16 protein-coding genes are annotated in these 16,237 nt (G+C 72.4%); 10 read left to right on the top strand and 6 right to left on the bottom strand.

All coding sequences use genetic code 11. The annotated features are described in order from the left end of the window. Window positions 1-30 precede the first annotated feature (30 nt). The 4 genes from WMF22_RS02450 to pyrE are packed head-to-tail and all read left to right on the top strand — an operon-like array spanning window position 31 to window position 2,120. Window positions 31-459: a bactofilin family protein gene (locus WMF22_RS02450; protein ID WP_012233084.1), complete on the top strand. Its 429-nt coding sequence runs from the start codon at window positions 31-33 to the stop codon at window positions 457-459. A 54-nt stretch (window positions 460-513) separates the two neighbouring features. Beyond that, window positions 514-828 (top strand): bactofilin family protein, encoded by a 315-nt coding sequence (locus WMF22_RS02445; RefSeq protein ID WP_012233083.1) that lies wholly within the window; start codon window positions 514-516, stop codon window positions 826-828. 3 nt (window positions 829-831) lie between these two features. Next, window positions 832-1,545, top strand: coding sequence for a bactofilin family protein (locus WMF22_RS02440; protein ID WP_438034700.1), 714 nt, complete (start codon window positions 832-834; stop codon window positions 1,543-1,545). Continuing rightward, window positions 1,542-2,120, top strand: a complete 579-nt coding sequence (gene pyrE / locus WMF22_RS02435; protein WP_438034699.1) for an orotate phosphoribosyltransferase — start codon at window positions 1,542-1,544, stop codon at window positions 2,118-2,120. Before WMF22_RS02440 ends, pyrE begins: the two co-directional genes overlap by 4 nt. Window positions 2,121-2,181: 61 nt before the next feature. On the opposite strand, the gene glyQ is transcribed toward pyrE, so the two are convergent. Further along, a complete protein-coding gene (gene glyQ / locus WMF22_RS02430; protein ID WP_437297520.1) occupies window positions 2,182-3,129 on the bottom strand; it encodes a glycine--tRNA ligase subunit alpha in 948 nt (315 codons plus the stop codon). Window positions 3,130-3,377: 248 nt separating this feature from the next. Between glyQ and WMF22_RS02425 the strand changes: the two genes are divergently transcribed. Further along, the gene (locus WMF22_RS02425; RefSeq protein WP_438034698.1) at window positions 3,378-3,944 is read left to right on the top strand and encodes a MarR family winged helix-turn-helix transcriptional regulator; all 567 of its coding nucleotides are present in this window, start codon (window positions 3,378-3,380) and stop codon (window positions 3,942-3,944) included. Window positions 3,945-4,005: 61 nt separating this feature from the next. After that, a complete protein-coding gene (locus WMF22_RS02420) occupies window positions 4,006-5,835 on the top strand; it encodes a chloride channel protein (RefSeq protein ID WP_438037229.1) in 1,830 nt (609 codons plus the stop codon). Here WMF22_RS02420 and WMF22_RS02415 read toward each other — a convergent pair. Both WMF22_RS02415 and WMF22_RS02410 read right to left on the bottom strand, forming a co-directional pair. Then, window positions 5,832-7,046 carry a pyridoxal-phosphate-dependent aminotransferase family protein gene (locus WMF22_RS02415; RefSeq protein WP_437297518.1) on the bottom strand — a complete coding sequence of 405 codons (1,215 nt, stop codon included), beginning with the start codon at window positions 7,044-7,046 and terminating at the stop codon, window positions 5,832-5,834. The two genes, WMF22_RS02420 and WMF22_RS02415, sit on opposite strands and share 4 nt — an antisense overlap. Before the next feature lie 413 nt (window positions 7,047-7,459). Beyond that, complete coding sequence (locus WMF22_RS02410) at window positions 7,460-7,717, bottom strand: GlsB/YeaQ/YmgE family stress response membrane protein (RefSeq protein WP_437297517.1); 258 nt, start codon at window positions 7,715-7,717, stop codon at window positions 7,460-7,462. Window positions 7,718-8,150: 433 nt separating this feature from the next. Between WMF22_RS02410 and WMF22_RS02405 the strand changes: the two genes are divergently transcribed. After that, complete coding sequence (locus WMF22_RS02405; RefSeq protein ID WP_438034697.1) at window positions 8,151-8,450, top strand: CsbD family protein; 300 nt, start codon at window positions 8,151-8,153, stop codon at window positions 8,448-8,450. A 130-nt stretch (window positions 8,451-8,580) separates the two neighbouring features. On the opposite strand, the gene WMF22_RS02400 is transcribed toward WMF22_RS02405, so the two are convergent. Then, complete coding sequence (locus tag WMF22_RS02400) at window positions 8,581-9,948, bottom strand: sigma 54-interacting transcriptional regulator (protein WP_437992283.1); 1,368 nt, start codon at window positions 9,946-9,948, stop codon at window positions 8,581-8,583. Window positions 9,949-10,343: 395 nt separating this feature from the next. On the opposite strand from WMF22_RS02400, the gene WMF22_RS02395 reads away from it, so the two are divergent. From WMF22_RS02395 to WMF22_RS02385, 3 genes are read left to right on the top strand one after another with little or no spacing between them, the layout of a single operon-like run. After that, window positions 10,344-11,729, top strand: a complete 1,386-nt coding sequence (locus WMF22_RS02395; RefSeq protein WP_438034696.1) for a cystathionine beta-synthase — start codon at window positions 10,344-10,346, stop codon at window positions 11,727-11,729. Between the two features lie 34 nt (window positions 11,730-11,763). Next, entirely contained in the window at window positions 11,764-12,033 is a 270-nt protein-coding gene (locus WMF22_RS02390) for an acyl carrier protein (RefSeq protein ID WP_012233072.1), read from the top strand. A gap of 10 nt (window positions 12,034-12,043) precedes the next feature. Beyond that, the gene (locus tag WMF22_RS02385; RefSeq protein ID WP_438034695.1) at window positions 12,044-13,558 is read left to right on the top strand and encodes an AMP-binding protein; all 1,515 of its coding nucleotides are present in this window, start codon (window positions 12,044-12,046) and stop codon (window positions 13,556-13,558) included. An 85-nt stretch (window positions 13,559-13,643) separates the two neighbouring features. Here the strand turns inward: WMF22_RS02385 and WMF22_RS02380 are convergent, their stop codons facing one another. Together WMF22_RS02380 and WMF22_RS02375 are read right to left on the bottom strand one after the other, a co-directional pair. After that, window positions 13,644-14,807, bottom strand: a complete 1,164-nt coding sequence (locus WMF22_RS02380; protein WP_437297512.1) for a hypothetical protein — start codon at window positions 14,805-14,807, stop codon at window positions 13,644-13,646. 327 nt (window positions 14,808-15,134) lie between these two features. Next, a complete protein-coding gene (locus WMF22_RS02375; protein ID WP_438034694.1) occupies window positions 15,135-15,659 on the bottom strand; it encodes a hypothetical protein in 525 nt (174 codons plus the stop codon). Between the last annotated feature and the right edge of the window lie 578 nt (window positions 15,660-16,237).

Genomic DNA, 16,237 nt, shown 5'->3' with positions numbered 1-16,237 from the left:
CGCGGCTCCCTCCGCGCACAGGAGACGAGAATGGCCCGAGGCTCGACAACGACGCGCAGCGAATCGGACGCTGCCGAATCGCTCATCGGACGGGGCGCCCGCATCCGCGGGCGCGTCCATGGCGACGGCTCGCTCCGGGTCGAGGGGAGCGTCGAGGGGAACATCCAGCTGGCTGGCGACCTCGAGATCGAGGACGGAGCGACGGTCACCGGGGACGTCGAGGCGAGCTCGCTCGTCGTGTCCGGCCAGCTCACGGGGGACGTGGTGTCGCGCGGCCCCGTCACGATCCGGGCGACCGCGCAGTACGCCGGAAACGTGGGCGGCAGCGAGGTGATCCTCGAGGAAGGCGCGGCGTTCGCCGGCCGCATCGAGGCGGAGTTCGACCTCCCGGCCGAGCTCTCGGAGCGGACGACCGGCGGTCGCGGGCAGGCCCCCCGGCGCGAACCGGCAGGGCGGTAGCGCGCGTTGACGGACGAAGAATCGCGCCGCGAGGGCGCGGCGAGGAGCACGAACGTGGCGGGTACGATCATCGGAAACGGGCTCACGATCGAGGGCGAGATCACCTCCGACGAGGAGGTGATCGTCGCCGGGACGGTGCGCGGGAAGCTCACCGTCGAGGGGCCTCTCACCATCGACGCAGGGGCGCTGATCGAAGCGGACATCGGGGCGGCGTCGCTCCAGGTGGGCGGCAACGTGACGGGCAACGTCACGGCGGCCGATCGCGTCGATCTCCTCGCCGGCGGTCGCCTCGTCGGCGACGTGAAGGCGTCGCGGCTGACCATCGCGGACGGAGCCTCGTTCAAGGGCAACGTCGACATGGACGTGTAGCCGATGACCGCCCAGTCCTCGATCGGGCCGACGACGGCCATCCGCGGCAACGTGCAGGGCGACGGGGATCTCGAGATCCTCGGCCGCGTCGAGGGGAGCGTCGTCATGACCGGCGACGTGACCATCGGCGAGGGCGCGCTCATCCAGAGCGACGTCCGCGGGCGGCGCGTCGTCGTCCGCGGCGCCGTCGCCGGGAACATCTCCGGCGACGAGGCCGTGATCCTCGAGCCCGGCGCGCGCGTCGTCGGCGACCTCGGCGCGCCGCAGATCGGCATCCACGCGGGCGCCCTTGTGCGCGGCAACGTCACCACCGGCGCGCCGCTCGCCGCGGCCCCCGCCCCCGCCCCGGCGCGGGCCGCCGCCGCTGCACCTGCGCCGCGCGCCGCGGCCGCGGCCGCGCGGCCTGCGCGTCCGCCGGCGGAGCAGCGCGCGCCTGCGCCGCCCGCCCGGCCTGCGCCGCGCGCCGCGCCTGCCCCCGCGCGCCCCGTGCCGGCGGCGCGCCCCGCCCCGGTCGTCGAGGCGAGGCCCGCCCCTGCGCCGGAGCCGCGCCTCGCGGCCGTTCACGACGACGAGGAGGCCGATCTATCGGGCTCGGCGGCCGGCGAGGGTGACGAGCCCGAGGCGGCCGAGAGCGCCGGCGGGCCGCCGCCGCCGGTGGTCCCCGCGCTCCGGAAGGGGGCCGCGAAGGCCTCGCTGCGCAAGCGGGGCGGCCGGTGAGCGCCGCCGGCGCCTCGGAGCGGGACCGGCTCGTCGCGCTGCTGCGCGAGCGCTCGTTCGAGCAGAAGCGCGTCGTCCTCGCGTCCGGCCGGGAGAGCGACTTCTTCATCGACTGCAAGCAGTCGGTGCTGACCGCCGAGGGCCACGCCCTCGTCGGCTCGCTCATGTTCGAGGCGCTCAGCGAGCTGCCGCGGTGTGAGGCCGTCGCCGGCGTCGAGCTCGGGGGGTGCCCCCTCGCGAGCGCTGTGTCGCTCACGAGCTTCCTGCGCGGCCGCCCCCTCCCCGCGCTCTACGTGCGCAAGGAGGTCAAGGACCACGGCTCGCGGCGCCTCGTCGAGGGCGATCGCGGCCTCGTGCCCGGGATGCCCGTCGCGATCCTCGAGGACGTGATCACGACGGGCGGCTCGACGCTGAAGGCGGTCGAGAAGCTCCGCACCGCGGGCGCCTCCGTGGTCGGCGTGATCGCCCTGGTCGACCGCCTCGAGGGCGGCGCGGAGGCGATCCGCGCCGCGGGGCTGCCGGTCGTCGCGATCTGCACCCGCCGCGACTTCATCCCCGATAGCCCGCCCGGCTGAGGCTGCGCGACGCGCGGCCCGTCCGAGGCGACGGCGCGCTGCCCGCCGCCTCGGCTGCGCGCTACTCCGCCGCCTTCGCCTGCTGCTCGCCGAGGAGCGGGTAGCCGAGCGCCTCGCGCTGCGCGACGTACGTCTCGGCGACCGCCCGCGCGAGCGCGCGTACCCGGCCGATGAAGCGCTGCCGCTCGGTGACGCTGATCGCGCCCCGCGCGTCGAGGACGTTGAAGCGGTGGGCCGCCTTCACGACGAAATCGTAGGCCGGGAGCACCAGCGCCTTCCTCGGATCGATCGCCGCCCCCTTCGCCGCCGGATCCGCGCCCCGGTGCAGGAGCCGCTTCACCTCGGCCTCGCAGACGTCGAACGCCGCGAAGTGCTCGGCGATGTCGGCCTCCTCGAAGTTGTAGGTCGACCACTCCCACTCGGCGCGCTGGTAGATGTCCCCGTAGCGCACGATCTTCCCGCCGCGGTCCGAGTAGACGACGTCGTAGATGCTGTCCTTGTCCTGCAGGTACATCGCGATCCGCTCGAGCCCGTAGGTGAGCTCGCCGGACACGGGGCGGCAGTCGATCCCGCCGATCTGCTGGAAGTACGTGAACTGCGAGATCTCGAGCCCGTCGATCCACACCTGCCAGCCGAGGCCCCACGCCCCGAGCGTCGGCGACTCCCAGTCGTCCTCGAGGAACCGGACGTCGTGATCGAGCGGGTTCGTGCCGATCGCCCGCAGCGACTCCAGGTAGAGGTCCTGGATGTCGATCGGGCTCGGCTTGAGGATCACCTGGAACTGGTGAAACTGCTGCATACGGTTCGGGTTCTCCCCGTAACGACCGTCCGCGGGCCGCCGGGAAGGCTCGACGAAGGCCACATTCCAGGGCTCGGGGCCGAGCGCGCGCAGGAACGTCGCCGGGTTGAAGGTGCCGGCGCCGACCTCCGAGTTGTACGGCTGCACGATGAGGCAGCCGCGATCGGCCCAGAACTTCTGCAGGGTGAGAATGAGGTCTTGGAAGGTCATGGGAGGGCCGGTTCTTAGCCTGGATCGCCCGCGCAGGCGACGCCCCGCGTAGCGTCGCCCGCACGGTCCGCCCGGCGCGCTGCCTCCGGGCCCGCGCGCCGGACGCCGCACCGGCGCCCCGCCGCCATCCACCGCCGCCCGCGAGCAACCCCGTCGAGGACGGCCCGCCTCGATCCGCCCACGCCCCTCGAGGGGTCCGCAGACTGCTTGCGGTTGACCGGCGAGCGGCGTAGGTTCCGCGCAATTATATGGGAGCCCATGGTTCCTCGACGGCGCGCCGGAAGAGCCCCGCGCGGCAGGCCCCCGGCGGGCCCGACGCGCAGCGGGTCATGGATGCGATCCGCGCGATCGTGCAGCGCCTGCGCGTCTCGTCGCGCGCGTGCGAGCGGCAGCTCGGCCTGAGCAGCGCGCAGCTGTTCGTGCTGCAGCAGCTCGATCAGGCCGCCGCGTCCTCGATCGCCGAGCTCGCGCAGCGCACGCTGACGCACCAGAGCTCGGTGTCGGTCGTGGTGACGCGCCTGGCCGAGCGAGGGCTCGTCACCCGGCGCGCCTCGCCCGAGGACGCGCGCCGGACCGAGATCTCGCTCACCACGGCCGGCCGCGCGCTGCTCCGCCGCGCGCCCCGCACCGCGCAGGCCGAGCTCGTCATCGCCGTCGATCGCCTGCCCGCCGACGAGCGCGGCGCGCTCGCGCAGAGCCTCGCCACCCTCGCCCGGGCGCTCGGCGCCGGCGACGAGGCCCCCCCGCTGTTCTTCGAAGGCGAGGAGACCCCCGCCAGAGCCGAACCCGAAGCGACAGACCGCGAGGAGAGCTGACTTGTCCAGATCGAACGCCCCACTTCCACCAGTCACCGAGAGCATCCCGGTCGCCCCCTCGATGGGCCCGACCCTCGAAGACCTCCGCGTCCCCGCGCCCAGCGCCGCCGTCGACCGGCGGGTCGTCCTCGTCAGCGGCCTCGCGATCGCGCTCGGCGGCGTGGCCTTCCTCGCTGCGGAGCTGCTCACCACGCTCATCGCCGTCATCACGAACCTCGCGTTCTTCGGCCGGCTGTCCGCCGCCCCCGCGTCGCCCGCCGATCACCAGCTGGGCCTCCTCGTCCTCGTCGTGCCGATCGTCGGCGCGCTCATCGTCGGCGTGATGGCGCGCTACGGTTCCCAGGCGATCCGCGGCCACGGCATCCCGGAGGCCATGGAGCAGGTGCTGTTCAACGAGAGCCGCATCCCGCCGCGGATGACGCTGCTCAAGCCGCTCTCCGCCGCGATCGCCATCGGCACCGGCGGGCCGTTCGGCGCGGAGGGCCCCATCATCGCGACCGGCGGCGCGCTCGGCTCGCTCGTCGGGCAGCTGCTCCGGATCACCGCGGACGAGCGCAAGACGCTGCTCGCCGCGGGCGCGGCGGCGGGCATGTCGGCGACCTTCGGCAGCCCCGTGGCGGCCGTGCTGCTCGCGATCGAGCTCCTCCTCTTCGAGTACCGCCCGCGCTCGGTGATCCCCGTCGCCCTCGCCGCGACGACGGCGACCGCGGCGCGCCTGGCTGCAGGCCACACAGCGCCCGCGTTCGAGATGCCCGCCGTGGCGCCCTCTTCAGGCGCCGCGCTCGCCTTCTACATCGTGCTCGGCGCGGTCCTCGGCCTCGCCGCGATGGGCGCGACCCGCGCGATCTACGCGATCGAGGAGGCGTTCGAGCGCCTGCCCCTCCACTGGATGTGGTGGCCGGCCATCGGCGCCGTCGCGATCGGCGTCGTGGGCTACTTCGCGCCGCGGACGCTCGGGGTCGGGTACAGCAACATCGACGACATCCTGAGCGGCCGCCTGGCGCTCGCCGCGCTCGTGTCGCTCGCGCTGATGAAGTTCATCTCCTGGTCGATCGCGCTCGGCAGCGGCACCTCGGGCGGGACGCTCGCGCCGCTCTTCACCGTCGGCGGCGCGCTCGGCGCGATCCTCGGCCTGGCCGCGAGCGCGCTCCTCCCCGAGCTCGGCGTGGACGCGCGCGTCGCCGGGCTCGTCGGGATGGCGGCGATCTTCGCGGGCGCGTCCCGGGCGCTCCTCGCGTCCGTCGTCTTCGCGTTCGAGACGACCCGGCAGCCGATGGGGCTGCTGCCGCTGCTCGGCGGCTGCAGCGCGGCCTTCCTCATCTCCAGCCTGCTGATGCGGCACTCCATCATGACGGAGAAGATCGCCCGCCGCGGCGCGCGTGTGCCGGGCGAGTACGCGGCCGATCACCTGGCGCAGATCACCGCGGGCGAGGCCGCCTCGCGCCCCGCCGTGACGCTCGCCGCCGACGATACGGTCGAGGCGGCCCGCGCCTTCCTGCTGTCGCAGGGGAAGGGCTCCCGCCACCAGGGCTTCCCGGTCGTGGACGCCCGTGGGGAGCTCATCGGCGTGGTCACCCAGCGCGACGTGCTCAGCGAGCAGGCCGGCACCATCTCCATCCGCCACCTGGTCCGGCGGCCGCCCGCCGTTGTGTTCGAGGACAGCTCCCTGCGCGAGGCCGCCGATCACATGGTCACCGAGGGGGTGGGGAGGCTCCCTGTCGTGTCCAGGCAGGCCCCCCGCAAGGTCCTCGGGATCCTGACGCGCAGCGACCTGCTCGACGCGCACCGGAGCCGGATCGACGCCGGCAAGCGCCGCGAGCAAGCCCTTGCCGCCGCGAGGCGGCGCGGAGGTCCGGCCATCCCGGACCGGGCCACCGTGGGGCAGAGCTAGTCCACGAAGTAATCGCGATCGCCCGCCAGCCCCTGCTCCAGCGCGGCCATTCCCTTGGCGACGTCGAGCTTCACGCCCTCTCGCTGGAAGCTCATCCCCATCGCGTAGAGCGTCTTGAACAGGTTGTGCGAGCGGCACTGCTCGCCCATCTGGCCCACACGCACGATGTTGAGGCCGAAGGCGCCCGAGATCTCGACGCGGAAGGCCTTGGTCATGTACTCGCGGATCCGCGCGCTATCGACGCCGGACGGCAGCTTGATGGCGAGCACGCTGTTGAGGCGCACGTCCTTCGACGCGAACAGCTCGAGCCCCATGGCCTCGAGGCCCGCCTGCATGGCCAGAGAGCTCATCTCGTGGCGACGGAACCGCCGCTCGAGCGTCTCCTCGCAGACGAGGCGCAGCGCCTCGTGCAGCGCGAGCACGCCGGGCACCGGCGCCGTGTAGTGGTACTGCTGGTAGCCCCAGAACCGCTGCGCGCGCGTCGCGTCGTAGCACCAGTGCGGGCGCGGCAGGGGGCGCTCCTCGACGACCTTCCACGCGTCCTGCGAGAACGCGCAGGCCGAGACGCCCGGGATCGACGACAGCGCCTTCTGCCCGCCGACGATGCCGACGTCGATGCCCCACTCGTCCATGTGCACCGGCATGGCCGTGAGCGTGACCACCGCGTCGACGATCGTGAGGGCCCCCTGCGTCTTCGCGAGCTTGCAGATCTCCGGCATCTCGACCATGCGGACGCCGCAGGACGTCTCGCCGTGCGCCATCGTGACCACGTCGTAGCGCTGCTTCTTCATCGCCTCCCGCACGTCCGCGAGCGACACGGGCCGCCCGGGCGGCCCCTCGAGGTAGGTGACATCGGCGCCCACGCCGAGCGCCATCTCGCCGAGGCGCCCGCTGAACGTCCCCACCTTGAGGCAAAGGACCTTGCGCCCGGGCCAGCACAGGTTCGCCACGGCCATCTCCATCGCCGCGGACGCGGGCCCGGCGAGGCCGAGGATCTTGTCGCTGCGCGTCTGGAACGCATAGGCCGCCATGTACTTCACGTTCTGGATGACGCGGTCCATGGTGGGGCCGAGGTGATTGATGATGACCCCGTTCGCCTGGGCCACCGCCTGCGGGATGGGCACCGGACCGGCGCCCATGAGCAGCAGCGGCTCGGACGGCAGGATCGCGGCGAGGGGCGTGATCGGCGGGGGCAGGATCGAGAACGACATGGCCAGGACCTTGGGCAAAAGCGCGGAGCCCGCTAGCAAGCCCAAAGCTTCCTGCGGCGTCAAGCGTTACCCGGCGAGCGGGCGCGACGCCGGCGGAAAAACGCGGAGCCGGCGCAGGAGTCCGCGCCGCAGGCCGCGACAGGCCGCCGAAGGCCCTGCTCGTCGTACGACCCTGGGGGATGGGCCGTGCGACGAGCAGGGCCCCTCCGGCCTGCCGAGCGGGAGGGGAGCGCGCCGCGCCGCCTGAGCCGAGATCGCGCTCACGGACCGCGGCGCCTCCTCCGCGCCTCCTGCTTCTCGGCCCGAGGTGCTCCCGGACGTTACAGATCGGGGCGGCGGATCGAGAGCTCCTTCATGCAGCGCCGTGGGCCTGTATCGGGCGTGGCGCCTCGAGAGAGGATCGCTCCGCTCGCTCATACCGCCGTACGGCGCCGCGCGATCGCCTGATAGCCGGCGGTCAGCAGGATGGCGCCGATGAGCGACATGAAGAAGCCGGCCGGCTCACCTTCACGGTACATGAACAACATGCGGCCGAGCAGCCCGCCGATGAAGGCGCCGACAACGCCGATGATCATCGAGACGACCCACCCGCCCGGCTCACGTCCAGGGACGATGAGGCGCGCCAGAGCACCGACGACGAGGCCAAACAGGAGAAAGAGAATGAACGACATGGTGAACCTCCCAGAAAGGAGCGAAGCGCTCCTCGTTGCTATGCAGGCTGTTCAGCAAACGCCGCGCCATGCCCTGGAGTCCCGGCTCTCCACAGACGCCCAGCCGAGCTGAACGCCGCGGACAGAGCGCTCGCATCGCCGCATTCACCGCGAAATCCGACCGCAGCGCGGTGCGCCCCCGGGAGAGCGGAAGCCGCCCGGTCGGACCGTGGGATTGCTTGCTTGGCCGCCGCGTGGCGTATTGCCTCAGGCGAGCCGAGAGACAGAGCGCGGGCGAGGTAGCCTGCCCCAATCGCCCTTCCGCGTCCTCGAAAACCCCGTTTCCGATGGCATGGCGCACCGGTTGCTAGATCCGGAGGTTGCCAATGCGAGGTCAACCGCGGCGGCGCGCCGCAGAGAGGCGCTGCGGCGGCCACGCCACGAGGAGGATGCAATGAGCAACACAAGCGATCGCAATGAAGGGGCCGCCGAAGAGCTGGGCGGCAAGATCAAGAAGGGCATCGGCCAGCTGCTCGGCGACGAGCAGATGGAAGCGGAGGGCCGCGCCAAGGAGCTCCGGGGAAAGGTACAGAAGGAGGACGCCAAGGCGGAGGAGCGCGCGAAGGGCGCGGTCGAGGAGGCCGCCGGCGCGATCAAGAACCGAGTCGGCAAGCTGGTCGACGACGAGCAGATGGCCGCCGAAGGGAAGGCCAAGGAGCTCAAGGGAGAGGACCGGCAGAAGGCCAATCAGTGACCAGCGAGAGGGCGCGCCCTGGCGCCGCCCGCCGGAGGTCAGGCGGGCCGCCTCCGGCGCCGCCCTGGCCGCTCACCACGCACCAGCCGCGCGCGCGGCCGTCTCCGGCGCTGGCCCGCGGGCCCGGCCGTCACGCCTCCGTCGCCGAGACGCCGTGCCGCTGGAGGAGCTCGCGCAGGTGGCTGCGGTCCATCCGCGCAGCGCGGGCCGCGCGCGAGAGGTTGCCGCCGTTCGCGCGCACGAGCGCCGTGAGGAACGTGCGCTCCCAGCGCGCCACGGCGCGCTCCTTCGCCTCGCGGAACGACAGGCTGAGCTCGTCGTCCCGGGGCGCCGGGAGCGCCGGAGCGCCGCTGTCCGCCCCCTCGGAGCCCATCACGGCCTCGCGGAACAGCGCGGGATCGATCATCAGCACCGCGCGCTCCACCGCGCCGCGGAGCTCGCGGACGTTGCCCGGCCAGTCCTGCCGCATGAAGGCCTCGAGCAGCTCGCCCGGGGGGCTCTGGTCCTGCCCCTGCGCGAGCTGCCGGTAGAAATGCGCGGTGAGCAGCGCGATGTCGTCGGGGCGCTCGCGCAGCGCGGGGACGCGGAGGCGGACGATGTTGAGCCGGTAGTAGAGATCCGACCGGAAGTTTCCGCGGTTCACCTCCTGGCGGAGATCGCGGTTGGTCGTCGCGATGACCCGGATATCGAGCTTGGTCGGCTCGATCGTGCCGATGCGCCGGATCTGCCGCTCCTCGAGCACGCGCAGGAGCTTCGGCTGCATGTCGAGCGGGAGCTCGCCCATCTCGTCGAGCAGCACGGTGCCGCCCCGCGCCGCCTCGAAGGCGCCCGCGCGCGCCGCCTGCGCGCCCGTGAACGCCCCCTTCGCGTGCCCGAAGAGCTCGGCCTCGATGAGCGTCGGCGGGATGGATCCGCAGTCGATCACGACGAACGGCCCCCCCGCGCGCGGGCTGCTCTCGTGGATCGCCTCGGCGAGCAGGCCCTTGCCCGTGCCCGTCTCGCCCTCGATCAGCACCGTCGAGTCCGACGCGGCGATCCGCGGCAGCGCCCCGAAGATGCGGCGCATCGCGGCGCTCTGCCCGAGCACCCGGCCGTACCGCTCCTCGTCGCCGAGCGGCTCGCGGATCTCCTCGGCCAGCGGCTCGAAGCGGAGCGTGGACTGCCCGACCCCGAGCAAGGCGCCCGGCAGGAGATAGGCCGCCTCGACGCGGAAGCCGGAGAGGGTCGTGCCGTTCTTGCTGCCGAGATCGCGGAGAAAGAACCCCCGCGGGGTGACCGAGATCACGCAATGGTGCCGCGACACCGCCCGGTCGGTGAGGATGAGCTGGTTGCCGGGCGCCGTGCCGATCACGAACTCCGTCGCGTCCGACGTCTGGGACGCCCCGGCGTCCGGGCCGGCGGTCACCTGCACGCGGAAGCGGCTGAACGCGATCTCCTTGGAGCGGACCTTGAGGAGCGCCGTCTCGGCGCTCGGGTGGATCTTCGGCTCGGACGCCATTTCGCCAGTCTACCACAGGGAGCGCGGCGCGAGATCGCCCGCCGGTCCGCTCGCCCCTGCGCGCGCAGCGGCGCCGCGTGGCGTCGACGTCAGCGCGTCAGCGCGTCAGCGCGTCAGCGCCGCGCCCCGGCGGCTCGCGCCGGAGATCTCTGGCTCGCCACCGTCAGGGCCTTTGAACCCGTGACGATAACGTGCCGGATAGGGGCGATATGGCCCCCATCGTAAACACAATTTCCTTTGTCGTTCCTCCCGGAAGAATAGGAAGGATGACCGGCGGCCGGGCCCGGCAGCCACGGCCGTCACGGCTGGCGCGCGCTCTCGCCAGCGCCTCGGCGAGCCTGCCTCTCGCGTGCTCCCCTTGTCGCTGCGGCGCGCGGCGGCTAAGAGGTCTCCCCATGATGCGAGGCGCGCGCAGCGATATCACGAAGGCCGTCGGCGACACGCCGATCGTCAAGCTGAACCGGGTCGCGGAGGGGCTCGAGAGCGACATCTATGTGAAGTGCGAGTACCTGAACCCGGGCGGCAGCCACAAGGATCGGGTCGCGCTGAACATGATCCGCGACGCCGAGGCGAACGGGCTCAAGCCCGGCGGGACGATCGTCGAGGCGACCAGCGGCAACACGGGCGCCGCGCTCGCCATGGTCGCGGCCATCCGGGGATACAAGTGCGTCTTCGTCATGCCGGACAAGATGTCGCAGGAGAAGATCGCGACGCTGCGCGCCTATGGCGCCCGCGTCGTGGTCTGTCCCACCGCCGTCGAGCCCGACGACCCGCGCAGCTACTACCAGGTGGCCAAGCGCATCGCCGACGAGACGCCGAACTGCTTCTACGCGAACCAGTACCAAAACCCGTCGAACCCCGAGGCCCACGTCCGGTCCACCGGCCCCGAGATCTGGGCGCAGTGCGGCGACGAGCTCGACGTCTTCGTCGCCGGCATGGGGACAGGGGGCACCCTGAGCGGCATTGGCAAGTTCCTCAAGGAGAGGAAGCCGGAGATCAAGATGGTCGGCGTCGACCCGGTCGGCTCGCTCTATTACGATTACGTGAAGACCCAGCGGATCACGAAGCCGTTTGCCTACAAGGTCGAGGGGATCGGAGAGGATTTCTTCCCGAGCACGATGAACCTCAAGATCATCGACGAGATCATCCGGGTCGACGACAAGGAGTGCTTCCTCATGACGCGGGACCTCGTGCGGCTCGAGGGCCTCTTCGTGGGCGGCTCCGGGGGCGCGGCGGTGGCCGGCGCGATCAAGTATGCGCGGCAGAGCGGGAAGAAGGAGAACATCCTCGTCCTCTTGCCCGACGGCGCGTCCAAGTACATCTCGAAGATCTTCAATGACGACTGGATGCGAGAGAACGGCTTCCTCGAGGAGGACAAGGGCCTCGGGACGGTGCGCGACCTGCTCGCCGTCAAGCCCAGCGGGGCGGTGGTCACCGCCGACGCGAACGCCCGGGTCCGCGAGGTCATCGACATGATGAAATCGCACGGGATAAGCCAGCTCCCGGTGACCCAGGACGGCAAGCTGAGCGGGATGGTCCACGAGATCGACCTGCTCCGGCACCTCGTGACGGGGAGCGGCACGCTCGACTCGAGCATCGGCGGGCTCGTCGAGAGCGACTATGCGACCGTGACGCCCGCGACGAAGGTCGAGCTCCTGAAGGGCGTCCTGAGCGACGCGAAGATCGCGCTCGTCGTCGACAAGGAGACGGTGCTCGGCGTCGTGTCCAAGATCGACCTCATCGACTATCTTGCCCGCAAGGCGACGCCGGCCATCGGCTGAGCGCCCGGGCTCCGGCTGGAAAGGGACGATTGCGGTGACCTACGATCTCGACACGGTGCGGCGCGCGCTGCACGACCATATCGCAAAGGAGATCCTGCTGCGCAAGGCGCCGCTCGCCCTGGACGAGGATCTCTTTGCGGGCGGGTCCGGCTTCGACTCGATGTCGCTGACGCGGGTGCTCGTGTTCATCGAGCAGCGCTTCGGCGTGAAGATCCCGGACGAGGAGGTGGACCTCGACGCGGTGTCGACCGTGGACAGCATGGCGCGCTTCGTCGCCGGCCGCATCGCGGCCGCGCAGGGCTAGCGGGGAGCCGGTGGCCGGCACGTTCCGCCTGCGCGCCCGGGACCTGGCCGCGCGCGGCGACGCCGTCGCGCTCGCGTCGCGCGGCGCCGCGGTGACCTACGCCGAGCTCGCGGCGCGCGCGGCCGCCGTGGGCGCGGCGCTCGCCGGGGCGGGCGTGCGCCCGGGCGACCGGGTGGCGCTGCTCTCGCTGGGCCGGGCGCACGACGAGCCGGTGGCGCTCGCCGGGGTGCTCACGGCCGGCGCCGTGGCGGTCCCGCTCGACGCGGCCGCGCCGCCGGCGCGGCTCGGGCGGATCGCGCGGGCCCGGGGGTGCCGGGCGCTCGTGCTCGACGCCGCAGCCGCGGGCCTCGCGGACGGCATCGACGCCGAGCTCGGCGGCCTGCCGCGCGTCGAGCTCGACGCCGAGGGGCGCACGCTGCGCGGGGCGGCGCGCGCCGACGCGGGCGGCGACGACGGGGCGAGCGGCGACGGCGGCGCTTGCGACGACCGCGCGCACGACGTCGCGTGCATCCTGCACACCTCGGGCAGCACGGGCGAGCCGAAGCCGGTCCCCATCACGTGGGCGGGGCTCGACGCGTTCACGGCCTTCTGCATCGAGCTCGTCGGGCTCACGCCGGCGGATCGGGTCCTCCGCGTGGCCGAGCTCGTCTTCGATCTCGCCTGGTTCGACCACCTCGCGACGTTCCGCGCGGGCGCGACGCTCGCGACGATGGCGCGGCGCGACCTCGCCTCGGGCCGCGCGCTCCGCGACGCGGTGAGCGCGCTCGCGCCGACGGTCATCTACGGCGTGCCGTCGATGTTCATGAAGCTCGTCGCGGCGCTCCCCGCGGCGGACGCGGGCGCGCCGGCTTCAGCGCTCTCGCCCGTGCGCGCCATCCTCTTCGCCGGCGAGGTCTTCCCGCCGCGCGAGCTCGCGGCCCTGGCGGCGCGGGCGCCCGGCGCGGCGCTCTACAACCTCTACGGCCCGACCGAGACGAACGTCTGCACGTTCCACCGGGTCGACCGCGCGGCGCTCGACGGGGCGAGCGAGGTCCCGATCGGCGTCGCGTGCCCCTACGCCGACTGCGCGCTGCGCGCGCTGGACGCGGGCGGCGAGGGCGGCCAGGTCATCGAGGGCCCCGGGACGGGCGAGCTCGTGGTCTCGGGGCCGACGACCGTGGACGGCGGCCCGTACCGGACCCGCGACCGGGTGGAGCGGAAGGCCGACGGGCTCTTCTACTTCCGGGGCCGCATCGACCGGATGGTGAAGATCCGGGGGTATCGGGTCGAGCCGGGCGAGGTCGAGGCCGCGCTGGCGTCGCACCCCGCCGTGCGCCAGGCCGCGGTGATCGCCGTGGAGGACGCGCGCCTCGGCAAGGCGCTGCGCGGCTTCGTCGCCCTCGCAGGGGACGCGGACGATCGCTCGCTCAGGCTGTACCTGGCGGAGCGGCTGCCCCCGTACATGGTCCCGGACACGATCGTCGCGATGGACGAGCTACCGCGGACCTCGACGGGGAAGATCGATTATCGCGCGCTCCCCGGGTGAGCGCGCGTCGCGAGCCGGCGCCGCGGCTTCGTGGATTGCGGCGGTGACAGGCGCGCCCGTCACCGCCGCGCGCCGCATCAATGCATCAATGCCCGATCTTGGCGCCCGCGCTCGCGCGGGCCGACGCCGACGCCTTGAAGGTCGGCTTGGGGATCGAGATCTTCGGCGCCTTGATCTGCACGTTCACGCTCGGCGGCGTCACGCGGACGCTCGGCGCCTTGACGTTCACGTTGGCCTTCGCGTTGGCCCTCGCAGCGGCGCCCGCCCCCGCGTGGACGTGGACCTTCGGGTCGATGTCGGCCTTCGCCTTCAGGTCGGCTTTCGCGAGCGCGTGCACGTGCGCGTCCCAATCGGTCTTCACGCGCACCTTCACGCGCGGGGCGCGCGCGTGAACGGCGAACGCCGCCCCGGCCCGGTAGCCGCACAGGGCCACCGCCGAGCGACCCGCGTTCCGCACCGCGATGGTCAGCTTCAGCGGATCGGCGGCGAGCGCGAGCTTGCCGGTCAGGTACGCCCCCGCCGCCACCCCCGCCGCCGCGGTCGCGTCCACGTCCGCGGTCGCGACCGCCGGAGCGAGGACGACCACCTGCGGCGCCTCGGCCACCACGCCGAGCGTGATCTTGCGCTCGCCGATGTCGATGGGCTTCAGATCGGCGTCGAGCACATAGACGCGGACCTCGCCGGTCACCTCGTCGACCAGGAGCTCGAGGCGGTCGTCGCCCACGATCTCGATGCGCCCGCCGTGGGGGCCGAGCTTGCCCTCGGGCAGCCCGAGCTCGGCCGACGCCTTGGCGTTGGCGAAGAGCTCGGCGGTGCCGCCGGCGGGCACGTGCAGCGTCCCGTTCCACGGCTTGCCGGCGACGCTGAGCGTGTAGCCGATCTCGGTGAGATCCGCCTCGAGCTTGGGGCCGGCGGCGACCAGGAGGCCGGTCTTCGCGTCGAGCGTGAGCGGCACGGTCTTCTCCCCGGAAGCGTCCTTCCACACCAGCGTGCCGCTGACGTCCTCTCGGATCGGCTTGCCGTCCGGACCCGTGACCGCGGCCTTGACGTTCCCGTCGGCAGCGACGTTGAAGGCGGCCTTGCCGCTCTCGTGCTCCTCGACGTAGGCGCCTTCGCCGATCGCCGACTCGGCGGTGGCGGTCACCTCGACCGTCGCGTTCGCCTCGGCCGGCTGCTCGCCCTTGCCGCAAGCAGCCGCGGCGGCGATCAGCAGCAGGGCGAGCACTCCGGAAACCTTGGTGATCTTCATGAAATCCTCCTCTGTGCCAGCGAACCCTCGGCGCGAGCCGCGACTTCGCTTGAGCCGAGACGCCGAGGGTTGAACCTCCCCGGGCGCGCCGGCTGCGGAGCCCATCATACGCCGAGATGCCCTGAAAGGCGCGGACGAGCACGAATATCGGTAGGAATCAAAAGATCCAGGGAAACAGAGGTAGGACAATGGCACTCACGGCCGCCAAGCGGCCGTGTCGTGCCTACCGGCGATTCGTTCAGGCAGCGAGCCGTGCGTCCACGTTGAGCGCGATGATCGATGATCGATCGCCGATGATCGGTGGCCGCCCGCGCCCCGGCGCCGTGTTCAGGGGCTCTCGGCGCCCTGATCTCCGCCCACGTCCAGGATCTGCGGGCACTTGCGCGCCACCGCATCACACTCCGGAGGAGCCGTCTCGAGCGAGCTCAGCTCCGAGTCGCACGTGAGCGCCCGGACCCGCTGCGTCTGGGCGAGCAAGCAGACCTCGTACTCGGCCACCGTGGCGGAGCAGCCGGCGCGGTGCTCGGTCGGAGGCATGCAATCCGCCGCGTGGTCGTCCAGATCCGCGGCCGCCTCGTCGGCCGTGGAGAGGCACTCGTCCTTCACCGTGCCGCACGGCTGCCCGACGGCGGGAGACGCGACGAGGCCCAGGTACTCACAGGCATCTTCCTTGGAGAGCTTCACCCTCGCCGCGAGCGAATCGCAGGCGGACTGGACGTCATCGGCCGTCAGATCCCTGAGCTGCTTGGAGCTCACGGCGCTGTCCGTCGGGGCGGAATCTGCACCTTCGCCGCCGCACGCAGCGAGCAACAGGACGGTCAACAAGGCCCCGAGATGAGTCGAATGCTTCATTCGTTGGTTCCCTTTCTAAGTGCGGCCGCCAGCGCGGGCCGTGAGCGCACCGGGAGCAAACCGTGTACCGCGAGCTCAGCTGTGCACGATGGGATCGCACGGCACGATAGAAGCTCGATGAAACGGGACAACGACATCGGAGATGTCGAATCCACCAAGCGGGGAAAGCAGGCGATCCCCGGCGGTCCGCTCGCCGCGACAGACCGAGACATCCCCGCCCGAGCGCCGCGCCGCGGGGCTCGCCTCGACATCGCGCCTCGACATGCGGCGACGACCGCGGCGGCAGAGCGCGCCTCCGCGGAGTCCCGGGTTCACCGTGTCTCGCGCGGCGCTGACGTCCGGAGGGCGGCCGCGCGCCGGCGCTCCCTCCGTGCACGCGCGGCGCGACGGCGGCGCGAGGCGCGCCGCGCCTCCGCCCCGGCGCGAGCCTCGATAGCCACGCTCCGCCGCCTCATGTGTAGTCGCCTGTCGGTGCGGCAGCCCCGCCGCGCGGCGTTCGTGCGAGGAGCTGGCCTCCACACAGACCTGTTGTACGGTCGGCCGCGCCGTGACATCATCGCGCGCCGTCGGGTGGATGT

The sequence above is a fragment of the Sorangium sp. So ce204 genome, assembly GCF_051526795.1.
Taxonomy (GTDB): Bacteria; Myxococcota_A; Polyangia; order Polyangiales; family Polyangiaceae; genus Sorangium; species Sorangium cellulosum_B.
This window is presented reverse-complemented; position numbering and strand designations above follow the sequence as displayed.

Excerpts from the sequence above, each read along its gene's own strand:
- glyQ (WP_437297520.1), bottom strand. The coding sequence starts at position 3,129 with ATGACCTTCCAAGACCTCATTCTCACCCTGCAGAAGTTCTGGGCCGAT.
- WMF22_RS02450 (WP_012233084.1), top strand. The coding sequence starts at position 31 with ATGGCCCGAGGCTCGACAACGACGCGCAGCGAATCGGACGCTGCCGAA.
- WMF22_RS02440 (WP_438034700.1), top strand. The coding sequence starts at position 832 with ATGACCGCCCAGTCCTCGATCGGGCCGACGACGGCCATCCGCGGCAAC.
- WMF22_RS02415 (WP_437297518.1), bottom strand. The coding sequence starts at position 7,046 with ATGTCGTTCTCGATCCTGCCCCCGCCGATCACGCCCCTCGCCGCGATC.
- WMF22_RS02400 (WP_437992283.1), bottom strand. The coding sequence starts at position 9,948 with ATGGCGTCCGAGCCGAAGATCCACCCGAGCGCCGAGACGGCGCTCCTC.
- WMF22_RS02420 (WP_438037229.1), top strand. The coding sequence starts at position 4,006 with ATGGGCCCGACCCTCGAAGACCTCCGCGTCCCCGCGCCCAGCGCCGCC.
- WMF22_RS02405 (WP_438034697.1), top strand. The coding sequence starts at position 8,151 with ATGAGCAACACAAGCGATCGCAATGAAGGGGCCGCCGAAGAGCTGGGC.
- WMF22_RS02410 (WP_437297517.1), bottom strand. The coding sequence starts at position 7,717 with ATGTCGTTCATTCTCTTTCTCCTGTTTGGCCTCGTCGTCGGTGCTCTG.
- WMF22_RS02395 (WP_438034696.1), top strand. The coding sequence starts at position 10,344 with ATGATGCGAGGCGCGCGCAGCGATATCACGAAGGCCGTCGGCGACACG.
- WMF22_RS02425 (WP_438034698.1), top strand. The coding sequence starts at position 3,378 with ATGGGAGCCCATGGTTCCTCGACGGCGCGCCGGAAGAGCCCCGCGCGG.
- WMF22_RS02375 (WP_438034694.1), bottom strand. The coding sequence starts at position 15,659 with ATGAAGCATTCGACTCATCTCGGGGCCTTGTTGACCGTCCTGTTGCTC.
- WMF22_RS02380 (WP_437297512.1), bottom strand. The coding sequence starts at position 14,807 with ATGAAGATCACCAAGGTTTCCGGAGTGCTCGCCCTGCTGCTGATCGCC.